This is a genomic window from Pseudomonas sp. BP8 (genome assembly GCF_017875955.1).
Classification (GTDB): Bacteria; Pseudomonadota; Gammaproteobacteria; order Pseudomonadales; family Pseudomonadaceae; genus Aquipseudomonas.
In genome coordinates, this window is sequence record NZ_JAGINK010000001.1 from 2,007,797 (window position 1) to 2,029,329 (window position 21,533).

Below are 21,533 nucleotides of genomic sequence, written 5' to 3' on the forward strand. Positions count from 1 at the left end.
CACCGCATGAAGCGACTGGCTGGTCTTTCCGCCCTTGCCCTGATCATTTCCAGCACCAGCGGTTGCGGGTGGCTGTGGGGCGAAGAGGGTTATTTCCGCGACCGCGGCAGCGACTACCTGCAGGCGCAACCGACCGCTGCCATGCAGCTGCCGGCCGACGCTACCAACGTCAAGCGCCTCGATCCGCTGTTGCCGATCCCGCGTAACGTGGCTGACGACACCGCCACCGGCGAGTACGAAGTGCCGCGTCCACAGCCGCTCTCGGCGGGTGCCGATGTCAGCGATTTCAGCCTGCAACGCAGCGGCAACAACCGCTGGGTGCTGGCCCAGCGCTCGCCTGCCGAAGTCTGGCCGGTGGCGCACCAGTTCTTCGAAGACAACGGTTTCCGCATCGCTGAAGAGCGCCCGCAGACCGGCGAATTCACCACCACCTGGCAGCGCTTCGACGAGCTTTCGGCGTCGCTCGGCCAGCGTCTGGCCAGCTCTGCCAGTAGCGCAGAAAGCGAAGTCCGCGTGCGTGTGCGCATGGAGCCCGGCGTGCAGCGCAACACCTCCGAGGTGTACGTGGTCAGCGTTGAGCGTGCAGCCGGCAGCACTGCCGACAGCGACTTCCCGTCCAGCTCGACCAATACCGGCGTCGATGCCCTGCTGGTCGACGAAATGCTCGCCAGCATGAACCGCAGCGCCGAGAAGGGCGGTTCGGTATCGCTGTTGGCCGCGCGTGATTTCGATGCGCCGAGCCGCGTCAGCCTGAGCGAAGACGGCAGCGGCAACCCAGTGCTGTACCTGGGTTCCGACCTGGACCGTGCCTGGTCTGGCGTAGGCCGTGCGTTGGAGCAGGGCGAGTGGCGCGTCGAAGACATCAACCGCAGCCTGGGCCTGTACTACATCAACTTGTCCGAGAAGCCTGACGACAAGCAGAACCAGCCTGGCTTCTTCAGCCGCCTGTTCGGCAGCGAGCCGACCAAGGAAGAGCGCGAAGAGCGTGCCGAGCGTTATCAGGTGCGCCTGAGCAAGGTCGGTGAAAGCGTGCAGGTTACCGTCGAGAAGAACATCAACACCGTGGCTCCGGCCGATGTCGCCCGCCGCGTGCTGAGCGTCATTCAGGACCACCTGGGTTAAGTGCGCTTCGCAGTACTCGGAAGCGGCAGTCAGGGCAATGGCACGCTGATCGCCAGTGGTGACACGTTCATCCTGGTCGATTGCGGGTTTTCCCTGCGTGAAACCGAGCGGCGCCTGGCGCTGCTCGGGGTTGCCCCGGCGCAACTCAGTGCGGTGCTGGTCACCCATGAACATGCCGACCACGTGCATGGCGTAGGCTTGCTGTCGCGGCGCTACAATGTACCGGTCTACCTCAGCCAGGGCACCTTGCGCGGTTTGCGCAAGCCGGTGGAGGTGGCCGGTTTTCTCGGTTGTGGCGACAGCGTGAGCATTGGTGCGCTGCAAGTCAGTGCTGCGCGGGTCGAGCACGATGCGCTCGAGCCCTTGCAGTACGTGATCAGCGACGGTCGCCGGCGCTTCGGCATGCTGACCGACCTTGGCTGTTACGACAGCAGGTTGCTGGAGCGCTACCAAGGCCTGGATGCCTTGCTGATCGAGGCCAATCACTGCCGTGATCTACTGGCTCGCGGTCATTACCCGCGTTTTCTCAAGCTACGGGTGGGCGGCAGCCAAGGACATTTGAACAACCACCAGGCCGCAAATCTGGTGGCCGAGCTGGGTTGGCAGCACCTGCAGCACCTGGTGCTGGCTCACCTCAGCAGCAAGAACAACCTGCCACAACTGGCCCGCCAGTGCTTCGTCGACACCTTGGGGTGCGACCCGGACTGGCTTCAGGTGGCGAATCAGGAACACGGGCTCGACTGGCGCGAAATCGCCTAGCCCACCTACTCAAGCAAGCGGAGCCCAATCATGGAAAAACGCGAAGAACTCTACCGCGGCAAGGCCAAATCGGTTTACAAGACCGATGACGCCGACCGCTTGATCCTGCTGTTCCGTAACGACACCTCGGCGTTCGACGGCAAGCGTATCGAACAGCTCGACCGTAAGGGCATGGTGAACAACAAGTTCAACGCCTTCATCATGCAAAAACTGGAAGAAGCCGGTGTGCCGACCCAGTTCGACAAGCTGCTGGGCGACAACGAGTGCCTGGTGAAGAAGCTCGACATGATCCCGGTCGAATGCGTCGTGCGTAACTACGCCGCTGGCAGCCTGGTCAAGCGCCTGGGCGTTGAAGAGGGCATCAAGCTCGAGCCATCGACCTTTGAGCTGTTCCTCAAGAACGACGAGAAGGGCGACCCCTTCATCAACGAATCCCACGTCGTTGCGTTCGGCTGGGGCACCGCCGAGCAGTTGGTGGAAATGAAGAAGCTGTCGCTCAAGGTCAACGAAGTGCTGAACAAGCTGTTCGATGACGCCGGCTTGCTGCTGGTCGACTTCAAGCTCGAGTTCGGCGTATTCCATGGCCAGATCGTCCTCGGTGACGAGTTCAGCCCGGACGGCTGCCGCCTGTGGGACAAAGAAACCCGCGAGAAGATGGACAAGGACCGCTTCCGCCAGGGTCTGGGCGGCGTGATCGAAGCCTACGAAGAAGTTGCCAAGCGTCTGGGCGTGCCGCTGTAAGGCACGCATTGACGCAAGCGTTTGATACCACGCGAATTTTTTAAAAAAAAGGTTTGCGTTTGGCGAAATCGCTGGTATGATTCGCGCCATTGGAGAGATGCCGGAGTGGTCGAACGGGACGGATTCGAAATCCGTTGTACTGGCAACAGTACCTAGGGTTCAAATCCCTATCTCTCCGCCATACATCGAAAAGCCCCGCAGATGAAAATCTGCGGGGCTTTTTCGTTTCTGGATTGCACGCCAGGCATGAAGCTCATGTTTTCATTGTGGAGGCTGCAAAGCAGCCGAAGCGTACTCAAGCCAGACGCGATTACAGAAGGCTTTGAGCGGCCGCCTTTGGGCTGCTATGGAGCAGGTGAGTCCAGAGGCTTGTCCATATTTCTTCCTCTTCAATTCGATTAGTTATCCGATCAGTGCTTTGACTGAATTCGACTTAACGCAACTTCGACCAAGCTACGGGCGTTGTCGATTTCGTGCATGGTCGCGAGAGTGAGAACTTGGCCGGGTGGTTTGGTGTGCAGTAGAACCGTTTGTTGGGCAACGGTTAGGGCTTAGACCAGGTACTCCGAGATCTGGACGAGGATGTCTTCGAGAGAGTGGGTGGAGTCGCTTGAGTAGCAGGGTGGATCGGGAACGATTTTTAACATAGTAATCCCTGAGCGGTTGGGAGCCGTCCACCACAAGCTGTCAAACCAATGGAGGCAGCCGTACGCAGGTTGACAGACCGAGGCTCAGGATCTCGGCGCACACGAATGTGCCCCACGGACGGCTGCCATAAAGCAGTCACCGGATTCTGAGCTCAGCCTGTCAAAGCTGGTCGTTGAATTGGCAACGACCAGGCGAGACTAGGGCGAGTCCTGAGCAGTGGCAACGGCTTGGAGGCGGTATTAGTGTGTTTAGGAAATGGACTACAGGGAATGGGGAAAATCTGATTAATAGTTGTAAGACGTGACACTCACGGCCTCTGCTTGGTCGTTGCTGAGTTTTTTAGTGAGTCTAGGCGTATTATTCTGGCTTCGTCACCGAGGCGAGCAATACTGGGTCGCTGTGCGCCCTTTTCCAACCGGTATGGCGCTCTGGCCGCTCCCACGACTATTGTGTATGCCTTCAGGCGACGCCGTTCTCTTGTGGAAGATTGGCCAGCCCTTCGGGCTGCGCTGTCGCGCAGAGAACAAAGCCCGTAGATGCGGCGCATCCCCTGTAGGAGCGGGCTGGCCCCGCGAAGAGGCCGGTCCAGCCACCGTGGTGTATGGCACCGGCTTCGCCGGTTTCGCGGGGCAAGCCCGCTCCTACAGGGTTCAGCTAAATCAATGAGTTAGCGTTTGTTGTTTGAGCGCGGCCATGTCGGAGCGCCGGACCGGTCGGAAAGGTCTGCAAGGCAGCCCAGGCGTACTTAAAACAGACGCTATTTCAGAAGGCTTTGAGCGGCCCGGCTTTTGGGTTGCTATGGGGCAGGTGAATCCACTGGCTTCATCAACCCATGCATCACGTCTCGCGATAAGGCTTTAGCCATGCCGGTAAGATAATGCACGGCGGTATGCAAGGTCGGCGCATTGGCCAGGTCTTTTGCATCATTATCCTTGTCCATGTTTCTTCCTCTTCAATTCGATTAGTTAGCCATTTATTGCTTTGACTGAATTCGACTTAATGCAACTTCGACCAAGCTACAAGCGTTGTCGATTTCGTGCAGGGTCGCGAGAGTGAGAACTTGGTCGGGTGGTTTGGTGTGCAGCAGAACCGTTTCTTGGGCGATGGTTAAGGCTCAGGCATGCTGTCAAACAAGAGGGTGGCAGCTGTACACGGGTTGACAGACCGAGGATCCCAGAGAACCCGGCGCACACAAGGTGCCCCGCGTACAGCCGCCATGAACGGAGTACGTGCTCGGGGATCTGTTAGGCCTGTCAAAGCCGGTCGTTGATTTGGCAACGACCAGGCGAGACTAGGGCGAGTCCGGAGCAGTGGCAACGGCTTGGAGGCGGTATTAGTTTGTTTGGGAAATGGACTACAGGGAATGGGGAAAATCTGATTATTAGGTTGTAGGACTGGCGCCGCTTTCGCGGGGCAAGCCCGCTCCTACAGGGTCCGCGTCGCTCACCAGCTGTGCGATCTGCACAGCGCCTGTAGGAGCGAGCTTGAGCCGCGAAGAGGCCATAACTGACACAACAGAAACTGTCGTTCCACTCAATATACAGTTTGGTCCTCAATCAATTAAATCACCGGTCAACAAGTGCGCGTCTGCGCTGATTTGATCATCTTCCCCGATTCCGGTAAGCTGCGCCGCGCTTTCAGTATGATAGCGCGTCATAATTTAAAGGACTTAGTATGAAAAAGCTGTTCAAAGCTACCGTTGCTGTAGCAGTCGTATCGGGTGTTGCACTGCTGTCGGGTTGCACCGGCCAAGTCTACAACCAGCAAAAGAATTGCTCTTACGACTACCTGTTCCACCCTTCGGTTTCTGTATCTAAAATTATTGGCGGCTGCGGCCCGATCGATAAACTGCCTCAACAGCAGTAATTTTAGAGGTTGTCCGACTGAACCGACTACGGTTTAGTCCAAGACCCCCTGCCATTCACGTGGCAGGGGGTTTTTGTTTGCGGGCTGCGCGGCCGCTTCGCGAGCTAGCCACCAGGGCGCGGCGTTCGGTCACTGAGGCATCGCGCCACCTTGCGCCCATCCCCGCAATTTGTTTGTGCTGGCATTTCAGTTACAATCGGAAAAACGTTTCAGCCCTGGCCGGTCATTTCGACCCGAGGCTGGCGTCCCTGTTTCTAAGCTGCTGACTCCAATGATCAATAACAAGCGCGCGCTGAAGGACATGGAACAACGAGGCCCCGCCTAGGCCTTCCTTACGTGCTAACGATTGGAATTGATCAATGTTCAAGAAAGCTGGCAAGACCCTGCTGGGTCTGGCTGTCGCAGCGACCCTGATGCAGGCGCACGCTGAAGAAGCCAAGAAAGTCGACGTGCTGCTGGTCGGCGGCGGCATCATGAGTTCGACCCTGGCGGTCTGGCTCAACGAGCTCGAGCCGAGCTGGTCGATGGAGATGGTCGAGCGCCTCGACGGCGTCGCCGAAGAAAGCTCCAACGGCTGGAACAACGCCGGTACCGGCCACTCGGCCCTCGCCGAGCTGAACTACACCCCGGAAGACAAAGACGGCAACGTCAATATCTCCAAGGCCATCGAGATCAACGAAGCCTTCCAGATTTCGCGTCAGTTCTGGTCGTGGCAAGTGCGCCAGGGCGTGCTGAACAACCCGCGTTCGTTCATCAACAGCACCCCGCACATGAGCTTCGTCTGGGGCGATGACAACATCAAGTTCCTCAAGAAGCGTTACGATGCGCTGCAGGCCAGCCCGCTGTTCCGCCCGATGCAGTACTCCGAAGACCACGCGCAGATCGCCAAGTGGGTTCCGCTGATGATGGAAGGGCGCGACCCGAGCCAGAAGCTCGCCGTGACCTGGACGCCGATCGGTACCGACGTCAACTTCGGCGAGATCACCCGTCAGTTCGTCAAGCACCTGCAGACCCGCCCGAACTTCGACCTGAAGCTGTCGAGCGAAGTCCAGGACATCACCCGCAACAAGGACGGCTCCTGGCACGTCGAGTACAAGAACCTCAAGGACGGTACCCAGACGGCTACCGACGCCAAGTTCCTGTTCATCGGTGCTGGTGGCGGCGCGTTGAAACTGCTGCAGAAGTCGGGCATTCCTGAAGCCAAGGAATACGCAGGCTTCCCGGTCGGCGGTTCGTTCCTGGTGACCGAGAACCCGACCGTAGCCATGCAGCACATGGCCAAGGCCTACGGCATCGCGTCGACCGGCGCGCCACCCATGTCGGTACCGCATCTGGACACCCGCGTGCTGGACGGCAAGCGAGTCATCCTGTTTGGCCCATTCGCGACCTTCTCGACCAAGTTCCTCAAGAACGGCTCGTACCTCGACCTGCTGAGCAGCACCACGCTGCACAACGTATGGCCGATGACCAAGGTGGGTGTCGAGCAGTACCCGCTGGTCGAGTACCTCGCTGGCCAGCTGATGCTGTCTGATGACGACCGCTTCGCCGCGCTGCAGACCTACTTCCCGCACGCCAAGAAAGAAGACTGGCGCCTGTGGCAGGCCGGTCAGCGCGTGCAGATCATCAAGCGTGATGAAGAGAAGGGCGGCGTGCTCAAGCTGGGCACCGAAGTCGTTACCTCGCAGGACCGCAGCATTGCTGGCCTGCTGGGCGCCTCGCCAGGTGCTTCGACCGCTGCGCCGATCATGCTCAACGTGCTCGAAACCGTGTTCAAGGAAAAAGTCGCGACGCCTGAGTGGCAAGCCAAGCTGCACGAGATCGTGCCGAGCTACGGCACCAAGCTGAACGACTCGCCGGCCGCTGTGCAGAAAGAGTGGAACTACACTGCTGAGACCCTGCAGTTGGGCAAGCCGCCGGTAATTGATCAGAGCGTGGGTGCCGATGCCGCGCCGAGCACGCCGGTCGAGAGCAATCCTGCCAGCGACATGGCGCTGTAACCAAGCGCAGGGGCGGCTGATGGATGCCGCTCACTACCGGCCTCTGGAAGAGGCTGGCAGCTTCGCCTGAAAAACCACGCGCATTGACTGCGCGTGGTTTTTTTTGGGGCTTCATAGGGGCCGCATACCAGGGCGAAGCCCGTGCCATCCAGTGTGGTGTCTGCTTCGCGTGCCAGGCAGTGCTCAGCTGGTTCGAGGAGCAGGTGGAGCAGACCACCGGCGCCCGCTGAGGGGTTAGTGGGAGTGGCGCGGCATGCCGCCCTCGCGGGCGATCACTTTCATGTGCAGGGTCGCCGGCTCCAGGCAGCCGCCGGTGGACAGCTGGCCGACCAGTTGGCGATACAGCTCCTGCCAAGGCGTCTGCGAGTTCAGCACGGGTGGCGTCCAGGCGGCGCGGCGGCGGGCCATTTCCGCTTCATCAACCAGCAGGTCGACGCGCCGGTCGTTGAGGTCGACGCGCAGCCGGTCGTTGGTTTGCAGCAGGGCCAGGCCGCCACCCACCGCCGCTTCGGGTGACATGTTGAGGATCGACGGGCTGGCCGAGGTGCCGCTCTGGCGGCCGTCGCCCAGGCACGGCAACGAGTCGATGCCGCGTTTGATCAGCGCTGCCGGCGGGGCCATGTTGACCACCTCGGCGCTGCCTGGATAACCGACGGTGCCGGCGCCACGGATGACCAGGATGCAGCGCTCGTCGATGTCCAGCGCCGGGTCGTCGATCCGCGCGTGGTAGTCCTCGGGGCCTTCGAAGACGATCGCCCGCGCCTCGAAGCTGTTCTCCTGGCCAGGCTCGGACAGGTAGGTTTGGCGGAAGGCTTCGCCCACCACCGACATCTTCATGATCGCGCTGTCGAAGAAATTGCCGCTGAGCACGATGAAGCCTGCGCCGTGCTTGAGCGGGGCGTCGTAAGGAAGGATCACCTCGCGGTTGCTGGTGACCGCGTCGCCGACGATCTGGCCGATGGTCTTGCCACTGACCGTGGCGCAGTCCTCATGCAGGCGCCCGGCCTTCTGCAACTCGTGCATCACCGCTGGCACGCCGCCTGCGCGGTGGAAGCCTTCGCCCAGGTACTTGCCAGCCGGCATGCAGTTGACCAGCAGCGGCACGCTTTCGCCGACGCGCTGCCAGTCGTCCAGGGACAGCTCGATACCCATGTGCCGGGCGATGGCGATCAGGTGCGGCGGGCAGTTGCTCGAGGCGCCCAGGGCCGAGGCGACGGCGATGGCGTTCTCGAACGCCTGATGGGTCATGATCGAGGACGGGCGCACGTCCTGCAGGACCAGCTCGCAGATGCGCCGGCCGGTGGCATAGGCCATCTGGCCCCGTTCGCGATACGGCGCCGGGATGCTCGCGCAGCCGGGCAACGACATGCCCAGCGCTTCGGCCAGGGCGTTCATCGACAGTGCGGTGCCCATGGTGTTGCAGTGGCCCACCGACGGCGAGGCGGCCGTGGTCATCTCCATGAAGCCTTCGTAGTCGATCTCACCGGCCGCCATCAGGTTGCGGGCATGCCAGAGCACGGTGCCTGAGCCGATCAGCTGGCCCTTGTGGTGGCCGTCGAGCATCGGCCCGCCGGAGAGGACGATGGCCGGCAGGTCGGTGGTGGCCGCGGCCATCAGGCAGGCCGGGGTGGTCTTGTCACAGCCGGTGGTCAGCACCACGCCGTCGAGCGGATAGCCGTGGAGGATCTCCACCAGGCCGAGGTAGGCCAGGTTGCGGTCGAGGGCGGCGGTGGGGCGCCGGCTCTGCTCGGCAATCGGGTGCACCGGAAACTCCATGGGGATGCCGCCGGCGTCGCGGATGCCGGCCTTGACCCGTTGCGCCAGCTCGATGTGGTGGCGGTTGCACGGGGTCAGGTCACTGCCGGTCTGGGCGATGCCGATGATTGGCCGACCGGACTGCAGCTCTTCGCGGGTCAGACCGTAGTTCATGTAGCGCTCGACATACAGAGCGGTCATGTCGGCGTGGCTGGGGTCGTCGAACCATTGCTGGCTGCGCAGGTGGCGTTTTGGCGTGTGGCTCATCTCAAGTCTCTCTTGTCTTTATGGGGCGCAGATCAGCGTTGCAGAACGCTGGCGTGTGCGGGAACGGTGGAGGTGGCGGCGCCACGTCCGATCGCGTCATCGAGCAGGGTCAGGTCTCGCCCGCGGGTTTCGGTCGACAGCAACGTGCCGAGCAGGGTAAGCCCGGTCAGGGCCAAGGTATACAGCGCGAGCACCCAATAGGCGCCACCGGCCAGGCCGACCAGGAAGATCCCCAGGATCGGCGCCAGGCCGCCAGAGAGCATCGCGCCGATTTCCCGCGACAGCGCCACCCCGGAATAGCGATAGCGGTTGCCGAACAGTTCGGTGAAGTGCGCGCACTGGGCGCCAAGCATGCTGTTGGCGGCCAGGGCGAAACCGCCGACCACGGCGACGCAGACCAGGGTCGGATCGCCGCTGTCGATCATCCACCACGACGGCAGCGCCCACAGTGCGCCGAACAGCGCACCGCCGCGGTACACCGCCAGGCGTCCGTAACGGTCGGAGAGGGCGCCGAACAGTGGCGTGGTGAAGATACTGACGATGCTCGCCGCGAGCACCGCGTTGGTGCCGATACCGGCCAGGTTGGCGCCGCTCTCGCCAAGGTGGCGGCTGGCGAAGCCTGTCAGAAAGGCGATCGAAACGGTGGCGTAGAGGGTCGAGCAACCGGTTTCGGCCATGCGCATCAAGGTGGTCGCCAGCAGCGGTCGCCGGGCGTTGCGCAGCACGGCGCGCATGGGCGACTCGATGACCTGCTGGCTCTGGCTGAGCTGTTGGAACACCGGGCTCTCCTTGAGCTTCAGGCGAATCCATACGGCCATGAAGATCAGCACCACGCTGGCCAGAAACGGCAGGCGCCAGCCCCAGTCGAGCAGTTGCTCCGGGGTCAGCGTGGCCTGCAGCACGCGGAAGGTGATGGTCGCCAGGGCCAGCCCGCTGAACACTCCGATGAACGGCAGCGCGGCATAGAACCCGCGGCGCTCGCGCGGGGCCAGCTCGGCCATCAGCGTGGCCGCGCCGGTCTGTTCGGCGCCGGCGCCAAAGCCTTGCAGCAGGCGCAGCAGCACCAGCAGCACCGCCCCGACCGGGCCGGTGGGGAGCAGGCCGATCAAGGTGGTGGCGGTGCCCATCAGGGCGATGGTCAGCAGCAGGACCAGCTTGCGCCCCTTTCGATCCCCCAGCGAACCGAAGAACAGCCCGCCGAACGGCCGCGCCAGAAACCCCGCGCCGTAGGTGGCGAAGCTCGCCAGCAGGGCGCCGGTGGTGCCCAGCGAGGGGAAGAAGATATGGCCGAAGACCAGCGCCGAGGCCAGCCCGTAGAGGGCAAAATCGTAGTACTCCAGGGCACTGCCGACGGCGCCGGTGTAAATGGCCCGGCGCAGCTGGCGCGGATCGGGCGTGGGGGTAGGGGTGGCCTCGGGTTGCATGGTCTGCCTCGCTTGTTGTTGTTATGGGGACGGCGCTCGAGCGGCTCAGCGGTTCAGCAGGCCTCGCGCGGCCAGGTTGCGCATCAGCGCGCCGAGGCCGAAGGTCCACGGCGCGGCCTGGTCGCTGCAACTGACCTGGTTGTGCAGGGCACCGAGCAGCGGGCTGGCGATGCGCACCTGGTCACCGGCCTTGTGGGTGAACCCGGCGCCTGGATGGTCGCGGTCTTCGGTGGGCGCGAACAGGGTGCCGAGGAACAGCACAAAGCCGTCGGGATACTGGTGGTTGCCGTTGACGGTCTGGCTCACCAGGTCTTCGGGGTCGCGGCTGATCTGGTCCATCGAACTGCTGCCGGCGAGCACGAAGCCATCGCTGCCGCGCACTTCCAGCTCGACCACGCAGTTGCGCACCGCATCGAGGTCGAAGGTCTCGTCGAACAGGCGGATGAACGGGCCGATCGCGCAGGACGCGTTGTTGTCCTTGGCCTTGCTCAGCAACAGCGCGCTGCGCCCCTCGAAGTCGCGCAGGTTGACGTCGTTGCCGAGGGTCGCGCCGTGGATCCGGCCGCGGCTGTCGACCACCAGCACCACTTCGGGTTCGGGGTTGTTCCATTGCGAGCCGGGGTGCACGCCGATCACCGCACCGCTGCCGACGGCGGCCATTACCGGGGCCTTGGTGAACACCTCGGCGTCCGGGCCGATGCCCACTTCCAGGTATTGCGACCACAGGCCTTGCTCGATCAACAGCGCCTTGAGCGCCTGCGCCTGCTCGGAGCCGGGCTTGACCGCGCGCAGGTTGTCACCGATCACCGCGCAGACGGTGGCGCGCACGGCCTCGGCGCGGGCGGCGTCACCCCCGGCCTGCTCCTCGATCACCCGTTCGATCATGCTCGCGGCAAAGGTCACGCCGGCGGCCTTGATCACCTGCAGGTCGAGCGGCGGCAAGAGGTGGGCACGGCTGGCGTCGGGCTGGTCGCCGCTGTTGGTCAGCAGGGCCTCGAGGCTGCCGACGAAACGCCCCGGGGTGGCCCGCAGCGCCGCCAGCGGGGCGTCGCATTCGAACAGTTCGCTGAGGGTGGCAAAGCGCTCGGAGAGGTCGAACACGCCGTCGGCGCGCAGGGCGATCGGCGAGGGGCCGGCGATCTGTCCGGGGATCCAGGCACGGCCCACCAGGGTGCCGGTGAGGCCGTCGTGCGGCAGGGTATTGGCGGGAGTTAGGGTCAGCGGCATGGCAATGAGTCTCTTGAGTCCTGAAAGCTGCACGCTAGGTAAGCGACGCGATAAACTCCAATGGCATATTTTCACTATTCGATAACATCTGGTTATTGCACCAAAGGCGAATACCATGTCCGACCTGTCGTTTTCCCATGTCTGCAATTGGCTCAAGTTCCGCCACCTGTTGCTCATCGACACCCTCGGGCGGACCCGCAACATGCACCTGGCGGCGCAACAGATGAACCTCAGCCAGCCGGCGATCAGCAAGATGCTCAAGGAGATCGAAAGCCTGCTGGGCTTTGCCCTGTTCGAACGTCAGCCGCGCAGCATGCCGCCCACCGCCCTCGGCGAGCAGGTCGTGCGGTACGCTCAGGTGGCCCTCAACGATGCGCGCAACTTCGTCGACCAGATCGGCAGCCTGCGTCGGGGCGGTCATGGCCACCTCAAGGTCGGCGGCATCTTCGCCGCCACTGCGGTGGCGCTGCCGAACGCCATCGTGCAGATCAAGCAGCGCTGGCCGCTGTTGTCTATCGAAGTGGTGGAGCAGACCAGCGACCACCTGATGGCCATGCTCGAGGACAAGATCCTGCACTTGGCGGTGGCGCGCTTCACTGATGAAGCCCAGCGTCAGCGCTTCGACTTCCAGGCGCTGGCGCCGGAGCCGTTCTGCTTTGTCGTCAACCACCAGCACCCGCTCTGCGAAGAGGGGCCGGTCGCGCTGCAACAGCTGCTCGAATGGCCGTGGATTCTCTATCCCAAAGGCACGCCGATCCGTGGCCGGATGGAACGGGCATTTGCCGAGGCTGGGGTCGGCGTACCGCGCAATACCATCGACACCATTTCCATGCAGACCTTCCTCAAGGTCCTGCAGGGCGGGCCGATGATCGGTATGCTGCCCCAGGCCATGGTCGAGCCGCACCTGGCCAGCGGGGTGCTGCGCATTGTCGATACCCCCTTGCACCTGGAGCCCCAGGACTACGGCATCCTCACCCGAAAGGGCGAAACACTGAGCGGGGCGGCGCTGGAGTTCGCCGAAATCCTCCTGGCCGACGCGCGTAAAGTTCGCGAAGTTTGATAACCAGCTGTTATCGGATGATCCACAAATGCCATTGGGAAAGAATCGCAGGCCCGCCTAGATTAGCGTCCAGTGTTTTCCAGCATTGCCAAGGAACGTCCATGACTTCACACCCAGGTCAGCAATTTATCGGCGGCGCGCGCAGCGCCGCGGGCCAACCGCTGTTGCACAGCCTCGACGCGCGTACCGGCGAGGCACTGCCAGGCGCGTTCTACCAGGCGACCACGGCCGAGGTGGACGCCGCGGCCAGCGCTGCGGCGCAGGCCTATCCCGATTATCGAGCGCTGGCGCCACAACGGCGCGCCGAGTTCCTCGACACCATCGCCGACGAGCTCGAGGCGCTGGATGACGACTTCATCGCCCTGGTCAGCCGCGAGACGGCGCTGCCGGCGGCGCGTATCCGGGGCGAGCGGGCGCGTACCAGTGGGCAGTTGCGGTTGTTTGCCGAGGTCCTGCGCCGGGGGGATTTTCTCGCAGCGCGCATCGACCGCGCCCAGCCGCAGCGCACGCCGCTGCCGCGCCTGGACATTCGCCAGTGCCGGCTGGGTCTGGGGCCGGTGGCGGTGTTCGGCGCCAGTAACTTCCCGCTGGCGTTCTCCACCGCCGGTGGCGACACCGCCGCAGCGCTGGCCGCCGGCTGCCCGGTGGTGTTCAAAGCACACAGTGGCCACATGGCCACTGCCGAAGCGGTCGCCGCGGCGATCATCCGCGCCGCCGAGCGCTGCCAGATGCCCGCCGGTGTGTTCAACATGATCTTCGGCGCAGGCGTGGGTGAAGCGCTGGTCAAGCATCCGGGGATCCAGGCGGTGGGCTTCACCGGCTCGCTGAAAGGCGGCCGCGCATTGTGCGACATGGCCGCGGCTCGGGCGCAACCAATTCCGGTGTTCGCCGAGATGAGCAGCATCAACCCGGTCATCGTCCTGCCCAGCGCGCTGGCGCAGCGCGGTGAGGCGATTGCCGCCGAGCTGGCCGCGTCGGTGGTGCTCGGCTGCGGGCAGTTCTGTACCAACCCGGGGCTGGTGCTCGGTGTGCGTTCGGCCGAGTTCAGCGGGTTTGTCGAGCAGCTGCAGGCGCGGATCGCCGATCAGCCGGCGCAGACCATGCTCAACGCGGGTACCTTGCGCAGCTACGCCCATGGTGTGGCAAAGCTCAAGGCGCACGCTGGCATCCGTCACCTGGCCGGTGCCGAGCAAGGCGTCGAACAGGCCAGCCCGCAGTTGTTCCAGGCGCGCGCCGAGCTGCTGCTGAGCGCCGAACCCTTGCTGCAGGAGGAAGTCTTCGGCCCGACCACGGTGGTGGTCGAGCTGGCCGACCGCGCCGAGCTGTTGGCGGCCTTGCATGCGCTGGGCGGGCAACTGACCGCGACTCTGCTCGGCGAGCCTGACGACCTTGCCGCGGCCGGCGACTTGGTCGCCTTGCTCGAGCACAAGGCCGGCCGCCTGTTGATCAATGGCTACCCGACCGGGGTCGAGGTCTGCGATGCGATGGTCCACGGCGGGCCATATCCGGCCACCTCCGACAGCCGTGGCACGTCGGTCGGCAGCCTGGCGATCGAGCGCTTCCTGCGTCCGGTGTGCTACCAGAACTTCCCGCAAGCCCTGCTGCCCGAGGCCCTGCGCGACGACAACCCGCTGGGCCTGCTGCGCCTGGTCGATGGCCAGCCCAGCCGCGACCCGCTGCAATAGATCGCTGAACCGCTGTACCACCGGGCGTGCCGCGCCCGGTGCCCTGTCGATAACAACAATCAGGCATGCACGACATGCCGAGGGGCTTCAACAATGCACAGCCAACCCGCTGCACCGGCCCGCGATCCGGGCTTCGAAGACCGCACCTACCGCAAGGTAATCCTGCGCATCCTGCCGATCCTGCTGTTGTGCTACATGGCCGCCTACCTGGACCGGGTCAACATTGGCTTCGCCAAGCTGGATATGCTCAACGACCTGCAGTTCAGCAACACTGTCTACGCCCTGGGCGCGAGCGTGTTCTTCTGGGGCTACTTCCTCTTCGAAGTGCCCAGCAACCTGCTCCTGCACCGCTACGGCGCGCGCTTCTGGATCGCTCGGATCATGCTGAGCTGGGCGATCATCTCGATGGCGGTGGCGTTCACCGTGCCGCTCGCCGGGGTGTTCCATGTCGAAGCCAGCACCATGTTCTACGCGCTGCGCTTTTTGCTCGGCATCTGCGAAGCCGGGTTCTTCCCGGGGGTGATCCTCTACCTCAATTACTGGTTCCCGACCCACCGCCAGAGCCGGGTGATGTCGGGCTTCCTCATGGCCATGCCGGTCAGCCTGACCCTGGGCGGGGTGCTCTCAGGGTGGTTGATGACCAGCCTCAACGGCTGGCACGGTATGGCCGGCTGGCAGTGGATGCTGCTGATCGAAGGCCTGCCTTCGGTGATCATGGCGGTCGTGGTATTCACCTGCCTGTGCGACAACATCGACAAGGCGCACTGGCTGTCGGCGGACGAGAAGCAGATGCTCAAGGCCAACCTGCAGCAAGACCAGCAGGGCAAGGTCTCGCGCCTCGGCGAGGTGTTCTTCAACCCGCGGGTCTGGCTGCTGGTGTTGATCCTGCTGACCTTCAACACCGGGTTCTATGGCCTGGCCTTCTGGATGCCGTCGATCATCAAGAGCGCGGGAATCACCAGCACCTTCGAGATCGGCCTGCTGACAGCGATCCCCTACGGTGTCGCGGTGATCGCCATGCTGCTCAACGCGCGCCACTCCAACCGCACCGGCGAGCGCCGCCTGCACGCGGCGATTCCGGCGTTCATTGGCGGGTGCGGGTTGATCCTCAGCGCCTATTTCGCCCACGACCTGGTGCTTTCGGTGGTGTTTCTCACCGTGGCCGCGTCCGGTGTGCTGAGCCTGATGCCGATTTTCTGGACGCTGCCGGGCACGCTGCTGTCGGGCGTTGCCGCCGCCGCCGGGATCGGCATGATCAACGCCATCGGCAACCTGTCCGGCTTCACCGGTTCGATGATCACCGCCGTGGCGGAAAACCTCACCGGCAACATGAACAACGGCACCTACGTGCTGGGCGGCTGCCTGTTCGTCAGTGCCCTGCTGATCCTGGCGATCCCGGCGGCGATGCTCGGCCGCCATGAGCCGCAGGCCAACCCCGAGCTGAAACTGGAGGCGGCATGAACCTGTCCGGCAAGCGCGTGCTGATCACCGCTGCGGGGCAGGGCATTGGCCTGGCCAGTGCCCAGGCCTTCGCCGCAGCGGGTGCCGAGGTGATCGGCACCGATATCCAACTTGATCGCCTGCGGGACGAACCGGGCATCCAGGCGCGGCTGCTCGATGTCACCTCGACCTCGGCCATCGAGGCGTTGTGCGCCGAGCTGGGCGATCTCGACGTGCTGTTCAACTGCGCGGGTTATGTGCACAGCGGGTCGATCCTGGACTGCGACGAAGCGGCCTGGGAACGCTCGCTGGCCATCAACGTGACCGCCATGTACCGGATGATTCGCGCCACCCTGCCGGGCATGTTGCGCCGCGGTGGCGGCTCGATTATCAACATGTCGTCGGTGGTCTCCAGCGTCAAGGCAGTGCCTAACCGCTTCGCCTATGGCGCCAGCAAGGCGGCGGTGATCGGCCTGACCAAGGCGGTCGCCGCCGACCATGTCGGCGCGGGCATTCGCTGCAACGCAATCTGCCCCGGCACCGTTGAATCGCCGTCGCTGCAGCAACGGATTGCCGCCCAGGCCGCGGCCCAGGGCAGCACGGCTGAGGACGTCTATCGGCAATTCGTCGGCCGCCAGCCCATGGGGCGCATCGGCAGCCCGCAAGAAATCGCCCAGTTGGCGGTCTATCTGGGCAGCGACCTCTCGGCCTACACCACCGGCGGCGTGCACCTGATCGACGGCGGCATGAGCCTGTAAACCCTTTGAATCGACACAGGAGATACCCATGAAACTGTTGCGTTATGGCGACAAGGGTGCGGAGCGACCAGGCTTGCTCGACAGTGAGGGGCGCATTCGCGACCTTGCCGGGCAGCTCGACGATATCGCCGGTAGCGCGCTGGCGCCCGAGAACCTCGCACGCCTGGCCAGGCTCGACCCGGCGAGCCTGCCGCTGGTCGCCGGCAACCCCCGCATCGGCGCGTGTGTCGGGAAGATCGGCAAGTTCATCTGCATCGGCCTGAACTACGCCGACCACGCCGCGGAAGCCGGTATGGCGGTGCCCAGCGAACCGATCATTTTCAGCAAATGGACCAGCGCCGTCTGCGGCCCGAACGACAACGTCGAGATCCCTCGGGGTTCGACCAAGACCGACTGGGAAGTCGAACTGGGCGTGGTGATCGGCAAGGGCGGGCGCTACATCGACGAGGCCAACGCCCTTGAGCATGTCGCCGGTTACTGCGTGATCAACGACGTGTCCGAGCGTGAGTGGCAACTCGAGCGCGGTGGTACCTGGGACAAGGGCAAAGGGTTCGACACCTTCGGGCCGATCGGCCCTTGGCTGGTGACCCGTGACGAAGTCGCCGACCCGCATGCGCTGGGTCTGTGGCTGGAGGTCGACGGCAAGCGCTACCAGGACGGCAATACGCGCACGCTGATCTTCAGTATCCCGCAGCTGATTGCCTACCTCAGCCGCTGCATGAGCTTGCAGCCGGGGGATGTGATTTCCACCGGCACGCCGCCAGGCGTCGGCATGGGGATCAAACCTGCGCCGGTGTTCCTGCGGCCAGGGCAGACCCTGCGCCTGGGTATCGACGGCCTTGGCGAGCAACGCCAGGTCACCGTGCAGGCAGACTGAGGAAATGCTGATGAAGCCTGAGCTGTTGATGCTGGCGCCGCTGCTGGCGGACTACGAAGCCCAGCTGGGCGAACGTTTCGAGTTGCTCCGCGCGTACGATGAAGGGGCCCGGCAAGCGCTGCTGGACGAGCGTCCCGAGCGCTTCGCCGCCCTGGTGACGAACGGCGGCGAGGGTGTGCCGGGTTGGTTGCTGGCGGGGCTGACGGGGCTGCGGCTGATTGCGGTGAACGGGGTCGGCCTTGATCGCATCGACCTGGAGCAGACCACGGCGCGGGGCATTCGCATCGCCACCACCGACGATATTCTCACCGATGCGGTGGCCGATCAGGCCGTGGCGCTGCTGCTGGCGCTGTTGCGCCAGGTGTGCCTGGCGGATCGCTTTGTCCGGCAGGGGCAGTGGCGCCAGGGCGGGTTTCCCTTGCTAGGCACCAGCCTGCGTGGGCAGCGGGTCGGCATCATCGGCCTGGGACGGATCGGCCAGGCCATCGCCGAGCGGCTGCAGCCGTTCGGGGTGACGCTTGCCTATCACAACCGCCGCCCGCTGGAGGGCTGCGCTCACGCCTATCACGCCAGCGCGCAGCGCCTTGCCGCCGACTCGGACATTCTCCTGGTGGCGGCGGCCGGCGGCGCGGCCTCACGGCATCTGGTGAACGCTGAAGTGCTTGCCGCCCTAGGCGCGCAAGGGGTACTGGTCAATGTCGCCAGAGGCAGCGTGGTCGATGAGGACGAACTGGTCGCAAGGCTGCTCGATGGCCGGCTTGGCGGCGCCGCACTAGACGTGTTCGAGCATGAACCGCAGGTGCCTGAGGCGTTGCTGGGGCTGGACAACGTGGTGCTGCAGCCGCACCTGGGCAGTGCCACCTTACAGACCCGACGGGCCATGGCTGAGTGCGTGGTGCGGGCGGTGCTGCAAGGTTACTGAGCGCAGGCCAGGCCTCTTCGCGGTACAGGAACAGCGCTGAGCTCAGGGACGGCGCTGGACCTGTGGGAGCGGGCTTGCCCCGCGAAGAGGCCGGCACTGCCAATGCAAATCGCAGGGCGCAGCCCTGCCATGCCGCGCCACAAATCCGCTGGTAAATAAACAAAGCGAGAGCGCAGCGATTCGCCAGCCGTTGCCCTGGCTGTTGATCTTGATCTTGCTCTTGATCTACAGCGACTTCAGGAGGCCGAGCGCAGGTCTTGCGCAGGGAGGTGGAGGCCATGGATGGCCGGAAAGCGCTGAGGCCCAGGATGGGCCGTACAGCGCGGTCCTCCCGGAGCAAGACCGGAGCGAGGGGACCCCGAAGCGCAGCGTAGGGGCCGGATGATGGAGCCGAGACCTTTTTGGTTATTTTTTGGCTGGGCCGGCACACCGGGCGTTTGCCAAAAAGTGACCCGCCGTAAGGGCGGAAGGGGCCAGCAGCGCCACTACATCAAATGGATAAGCCCACAAAACCCCAAAGCCCATCACGCGGACGGCATCAACCTCACGCACAGCCATTCACAGCTGGCGCAAGATGCTATTCAGCAACCCCGGAAACCGCCCATCCAGTTCATCACTACGCAGCGAATTCATATGCGTAGTGCCGACATTCCGCGTATGCACCAGCCCGGCATCACGCAGCACACGAAAGTGATGCGACATGCTCGACTTCGGTCGGCCGCCGTCAAGCTCGCCGCAACTGGCCTCGGCGACGCCCGCCAAATGGCGGACAATTTCCATGCGCACAGGGTCGCTCAGGGCGTAGAGCACGCGCTCAAGAATCAGGTCGTCGGCAGTGGGGTGTTTGTAGGCTCGCATGGGCCATATGATAACGGGGGTTTCACAAATTGCCATAGTTCGAATATAATCGAACTATCGTATCTGAAATCAGCCCTGGAGCTTTACCATGTCCGCCTTGTTCGAACCCTACACCCTCAAGGACGTAACCCTGCGCAACCGCATCGCCATTCCGCCGATGTGTCAGTACATGGCCGAGGACGGCATGGTCAATGATTGGCACCATGTCCACCTGGCCGGCCTGGCCCGGGGTGGTGCCGGCCTGGTGGTGGTCGAGGCCACTGCAGTCTCCCCGGAAGGCCGCATCACCCCCGGCTGCGCCGGGATCTGGAGCGACGCCCATGCGCAGGCGTTCGTACCGATGGTCCAGGCCATCAAGGCCGCCGGTTCAGTGCCGGGCATCCAGATCGCCCACGCCGGACGCAAGGCCAGCGCCAACCGTCCGTGGGAAGGTGACGACCATATCGCTGCCGATGATGCGCGTGGCTGGGACACCATCGCCCCGTCGGCCATCGCCTTTGGTGCCCACCTGCCCAAAGTGCCGCAGGCCATGACCCTGGACGATATCGCCCGTGTCCGCCAGGACTTCGTCGACGCCGCCCGTCGTGCGCGTGATGCTGGCTTTGAATGGATCGAACTGCACTTTGCCCACGGCTACCTGGGCCAGAGCTTCTTCTCCGAGCACAGCAACCAGCGTACCGACGCTTACGGTGGCAGCTTTGATAACCGCAGCCGCTTCCTTCTCGAAACGCTGGCGGCCGTGCGTGAGGTGTGGCCAGAAAACCTGCCACTGACCGCGCGCTTTGGTGTGCTGGAGTATGACGGCCGCGACGAGCAGACCCTGGTAGAGTCGATTGAACTGGCACGTCGCTTCAAGGCCGGTGGCCTGGACCTGCTGAGCGTCAGCGTGGGCTTTACCATTGCCGAGACCAACATTCCGTGGGGCCCGGCGTTCATGGGGCCGATTGCCGAACGCGTGCGCCGCGAGGCGGATCTGCCGGTGACTTCGGCGTGGGGCTTTGGTACCCCGCAGCTGGCTGAAGGGGCACTGCAGGCGGGTCAGCTGGACCTGGTATCGGTAGGTCGCGCGCACCTGGCGGATCCGCACTGGGCGTATTTTGCGGCCAAGGAACTGGGTGTCGACAAGGCCTCCTGGACCCTGCCGGCGCCTTATGCGCATTGGCTGGAGCGGTATCGCTGAGTCAGTGATCAGGCGCCAAACAACGCCCGCGCCTCGTCGAAGCACTGCTGGGCAATCGCCGAGCGCGGCTCGCTGCGGCGTAGCAGCAGGCCGAGCGGGCTGAGCACGCTGGCGTCGGTAACGGGGATGATGCGCATGTCTCGGCTGAGTTCTTCCAGCCCGCAGTCCAGTGGCATCAGTGCGCAGCAGAGGCCGCTGGTGATCGCCTGGATCAGCTGAAAGGTCGAGTCGCTCTCCAGCACCGCCAGCGGTTCCAGGCCGCGGCTGCGAAAACTCAGGTCGAGCGACTGCCGGTAGTGCATGCCCTTGCTGAGCAGGCCGAGCGGAATGTCGCTGAGGTCTTCCCAGCGCAGCGTGGCCTGTTCGAACTGGAAATGCCGGTTGTCGTGCAACAGGCCCATGGTGGTGGTGCCCAGCTCGATCACATCGAAGAAGCTCGCGTTGACCTGGTCGAGGTAGCAGATGCCCAGGTCCAGCTGGTTGCGGCTGAGGCCGTCGACGATCTGCTCGGAGGTGTGCGAGCTGAGCTGGAAGTGCAGCTCGGGATACTTTTCGCGCAGTGGCAGCAGCAGGTGCATCGGGTTGAAGCTGGCCAGCGGCACGCTGCCCAGGCGCAGGCTGCCGACCACTTGGCCACGGCAGCTGGCGGCTTCGGCCTGCAGCCCGTCATGGGCGGCGAGCAGGGTGCGCGCCCAGGCCAGAATACGCTCGCCCGCCTCGGTGAAACCTTCGAAGCGCTGGCCGCGCTTGACCAGCACCAGGTCCAATTCGTCCTCAAGGTTGCGCAGGCGCATCGACAGGGTCGGCTGGGTAATGTGGCACAGCGCGGCGGCCTGGCCGAAGTGGCGGGTCTGGTCGAGGGCAAGGAGGAACTTGAGCTGCTTGATGTCCATGGGGCGGCCTGCACGATCGGGTGTGACGACCTTAACCAAGTCGGCCGTGGCTGG

General features: G+C 63.9%; 18 protein-coding genes and 1 tRNA gene. 13 read left to right on the forward strand and 6 right to left on the reverse strand.

Translation table 11 applies throughout. From position 1 onward, the window contains the following. Positions 1-6: 6 nt before the first annotated feature. From bamC to J3B00_RS08810, 4 genes are all read left to right on the forward strand, one after another. A complete protein-coding gene (bamC, locus tag J3B00_RS08795) occupies positions 7-1,122 on the forward strand; it encodes an outer membrane protein assembly factor BamC (protein ID WP_209866759.1) in 1,116 nt (371 codons plus the stop codon). Continuing rightward, positions 1,123-1,881, forward strand: a complete 759-nt coding sequence (locus J3B00_RS08800) for an MBL fold metallo-hydrolase (protein ID WP_209866762.1) — start codon at positions 1,123-1,125, stop codon at positions 1,879-1,881. Between the two features lie 30 nt (positions 1,882-1,911). After that, a complete protein-coding gene (gene purC / locus J3B00_RS08805) occupies positions 1,912-2,622 on the forward strand; it encodes a phosphoribosylaminoimidazolesuccinocarboxamide synthase (protein WP_209866765.1) in 711 nt (236 codons plus the stop codon). 91 nt (positions 2,623-2,713) lie between these two features. Continuing rightward, a tRNA-Ser gene (locus J3B00_RS08810) sits at positions 2,714-2,803 on the forward strand. Positions 2,804-4,066: 1,263 nt separating this feature from the next. Here the strand turns inward: J3B00_RS08810 and J3B00_RS08815 are convergent. Further along, the gene (locus J3B00_RS08815; protein WP_209866768.1) at positions 4,067-4,210 is read right to left on the reverse strand and encodes a hypothetical protein; all 144 of its coding nucleotides are present in this window, start codon (positions 4,208-4,210) and stop codon (positions 4,067-4,069) included. 734 nt (positions 4,211-4,944) lie between these two features. On the opposite strand from J3B00_RS08815, the gene J3B00_RS08820 reads away from it, so the two are divergent. Continuing rightward, positions 4,945-5,136, forward strand: a complete 192-nt coding sequence (locus J3B00_RS08820) for a DUF4223 family protein (protein ID WP_101317458.1) — start codon at positions 4,945-4,947, stop codon at positions 5,134-5,136. A 359-nt stretch (positions 5,137-5,495) separates the two neighbouring features. Then, on the forward strand, positions 5,496-7,133 hold the full coding sequence (gene mqo, locus J3B00_RS08825; RefSeq protein ID WP_209866771.1) for a malate dehydrogenase (quinone): 1,638 nt from the start codon (positions 5,496-5,498) through the stop codon (positions 7,131-7,133). 234 nt (positions 7,134-7,367) lie between these two features. On the opposite strand, the gene J3B00_RS08830 is transcribed toward mqo, so the two are convergent. The 3 genes from J3B00_RS08830 to J3B00_RS08840 are packed head-to-tail and all read right to left on the reverse strand — an operon-like array spanning position 7,368 to position 11,806. Continuing rightward, a complete protein-coding gene (locus J3B00_RS08830; RefSeq protein WP_209866774.1) occupies positions 7,368-9,155 on the reverse strand; it encodes an IlvD/Edd family dehydratase in 1,788 nt (595 codons plus the stop codon). 32 nt (positions 9,156-9,187) lie between these two features. After that, positions 9,188-10,579, reverse strand: coding sequence for an MFS transporter (locus tag J3B00_RS08835; protein WP_209866776.1), 1,392 nt, complete (start codon positions 10,577-10,579; stop codon positions 9,188-9,190). A gap of 45 nt (positions 10,580-10,624) precedes the next feature. Then, a complete protein-coding gene (locus tag J3B00_RS08840; protein WP_209866779.1) occupies positions 10,625-11,806 on the reverse strand; it encodes a fumarylacetoacetate hydrolase family protein in 1,182 nt (393 codons plus the stop codon). Between the two features lie 115 nt (positions 11,807-11,921). On the opposite strand from J3B00_RS08840, the gene J3B00_RS08845 reads away from it, so the two are divergent. The 6 genes from J3B00_RS08845 to J3B00_RS08870 all read left to right on the forward strand — a co-directional run bounded on the left by J3B00_RS08845 (position 11,922) and on the right by J3B00_RS08870 (position 18,548). Continuing rightward, complete coding sequence (locus J3B00_RS08845; protein ID WP_209866781.1) at positions 11,922-12,866, forward strand: LysR family transcriptional regulator; 945 nt, start codon at positions 11,922-11,924, stop codon at positions 12,864-12,866. Positions 12,867-12,967: 101 nt separating this feature from the next. Continuing rightward, on the forward strand, positions 12,968-14,551 hold the full coding sequence (locus J3B00_RS08850; protein ID WP_209866783.1) for an aldehyde dehydrogenase (NADP(+)): 1,584 nt from the start codon (positions 12,968-12,970) through the stop codon (positions 14,549-14,551). A 12-nt stretch (positions 14,552-14,563) separates the two neighbouring features. Continuing rightward, a complete protein-coding gene (locus J3B00_RS08855; RefSeq protein WP_348635980.1) occupies positions 14,564-16,012 on the forward strand; it encodes an MFS transporter in 1,449 nt (482 codons plus the stop codon). Continuing rightward, entirely contained in the window at positions 16,009-16,749 is a 741-nt protein-coding gene (locus tag J3B00_RS08860; RefSeq protein WP_209866787.1) for an SDR family oxidoreductase, read from the forward strand. The genes J3B00_RS08855 and J3B00_RS08860 overlap by 4 nt, the downstream gene beginning before the upstream one ends. Positions 16,750-16,777: 28 nt before the next feature. After that, complete coding sequence (locus tag J3B00_RS08865; protein ID WP_209866790.1) at positions 16,778-17,626, forward strand: ureidoglycolate lyase; 849 nt, start codon at positions 16,778-16,780, stop codon at positions 17,624-17,626. A 10-nt stretch (positions 17,627-17,636) separates the two neighbouring features. Further along, positions 17,637-18,548 (forward strand): 2-hydroxyacid dehydrogenase, encoded by a 912-nt coding sequence (locus J3B00_RS08870; RefSeq protein ID WP_209866792.1) that lies wholly within the window; start codon positions 17,637-17,639, stop codon positions 18,546-18,548. A 558-nt stretch (positions 18,549-19,106) separates the two neighbouring features. Here J3B00_RS08870 and J3B00_RS08875 read toward each other — a convergent pair. Beyond that, positions 19,107-19,442 (reverse strand): helix-turn-helix domain-containing protein, encoded by a 336-nt coding sequence (locus tag J3B00_RS08875; RefSeq protein ID WP_209866793.1) that lies wholly within the window; start codon positions 19,440-19,442, stop codon positions 19,107-19,109. A gap of 52 nt (positions 19,443-19,494) precedes the next feature. Between J3B00_RS08875 and xenA the strand changes: the two genes are divergently transcribed. Further along, positions 19,495-20,586 (forward strand): xenobiotic reductase XenA, encoded by a 1,092-nt coding sequence (gene xenA / locus J3B00_RS08880; RefSeq protein ID WP_209866794.1) that lies wholly within the window; start codon positions 19,495-19,497, stop codon positions 20,584-20,586. Between the two features lie 8 nt (positions 20,587-20,594). Here xenA and J3B00_RS08885 read toward each other — a convergent pair whose 3' ends face one another. Further along, complete coding sequence (locus tag J3B00_RS08885) at positions 20,595-21,479, reverse strand: LysR family transcriptional regulator (protein WP_209866795.1); 885 nt, start codon at positions 21,477-21,479, stop codon at positions 20,595-20,597. Positions 21,480-21,533 lie beyond the last annotated feature (54 nt).

Excerpts from the sequence above, each read along its gene's own strand:
- J3B00_RS08845 (WP_209866781.1), top strand. The coding sequence starts at position 11,922 with ATGTCCGACCTGTCGTTTTCCCATGTCTGCAATTGGCTCAAGTTCCGC.
- bamC (WP_209866759.1), top strand. The coding sequence starts at position 7 with ATGAAGCGACTGGCTGGTCTTTCCGCCCTTGCCCTGATCATTTCCAGC.
- J3B00_RS08835 (WP_209866776.1), bottom strand. The coding sequence starts at position 10,579 with ATGCAACCCGAGGCCACCCCTACCCCCACGCCCGATCCGCGCCAGCTG.
- J3B00_RS08885 (WP_209866795.1), bottom strand. The coding sequence starts at position 21,479 with ATGGACATCAAGCAGCTCAAGTTCCTCCTTGCCCTCGACCAGACCCGC.
- J3B00_RS08830 (WP_209866774.1), bottom strand. The coding sequence starts at position 9,155 with ATGAGCCACACGCCAAAACGCCACCTGCGCAGCCAGCAATGGTTCGAC.
- J3B00_RS08865 (WP_209866790.1), top strand. The coding sequence starts at position 16,778 with ATGAAACTGTTGCGTTATGGCGACAAGGGTGCGGAGCGACCAGGCTTG.
- purC (WP_209866765.1), top strand. The coding sequence starts at position 1,912 with ATGGAAAAACGCGAAGAACTCTACCGCGGCAAGGCCAAATCGGTTTAC.
- J3B00_RS08860 (WP_209866787.1), top strand. The coding sequence starts at position 16,009 with ATGAACCTGTCCGGCAAGCGCGTGCTGATCACCGCTGCGGGGCAGGGC.
- J3B00_RS08840 (WP_209866779.1), bottom strand. The coding sequence starts at position 11,806 with ATGCCGCTGACCCTAACTCCCGCCAATACCCTGCCGCACGACGGCCTC.
- mqo (WP_209866771.1), top strand. The coding sequence starts at position 5,496 with ATGTTCAAGAAAGCTGGCAAGACCCTGCTGGGTCTGGCTGTCGCAGCG.
- J3B00_RS08815 (WP_209866768.1), bottom strand. The coding sequence starts at position 4,210 with ATGGACAAGGATAATGATGCAAAAGACCTGGCCAATGCGCCGACCTTG.
- J3B00_RS08870 (WP_209866792.1), top strand. The coding sequence starts at position 17,637 with ATGAAGCCTGAGCTGTTGATGCTGGCGCCGCTGCTGGCGGACTACGAA.
- xenA (WP_209866794.1), top strand. The coding sequence starts at position 19,495 with ATGTCCGCCTTGTTCGAACCCTACACCCTCAAGGACGTAACCCTGCGC.
- J3B00_RS08850 (WP_209866783.1), top strand. The coding sequence starts at position 12,968 with ATGACTTCACACCCAGGTCAGCAATTTATCGGCGGCGCGCGCAGCGCC.
- J3B00_RS08820 (WP_101317458.1), top strand. The coding sequence starts at position 4,945 with ATGAAAAAGCTGTTCAAAGCTACCGTTGCTGTAGCAGTCGTATCGGGT.
- J3B00_RS08875 (WP_209866793.1), bottom strand. The coding sequence starts at position 19,442 with ATGGCAATTTGTGAAACCCCCGTTATCATATGGCCCATGCGAGCCTAC.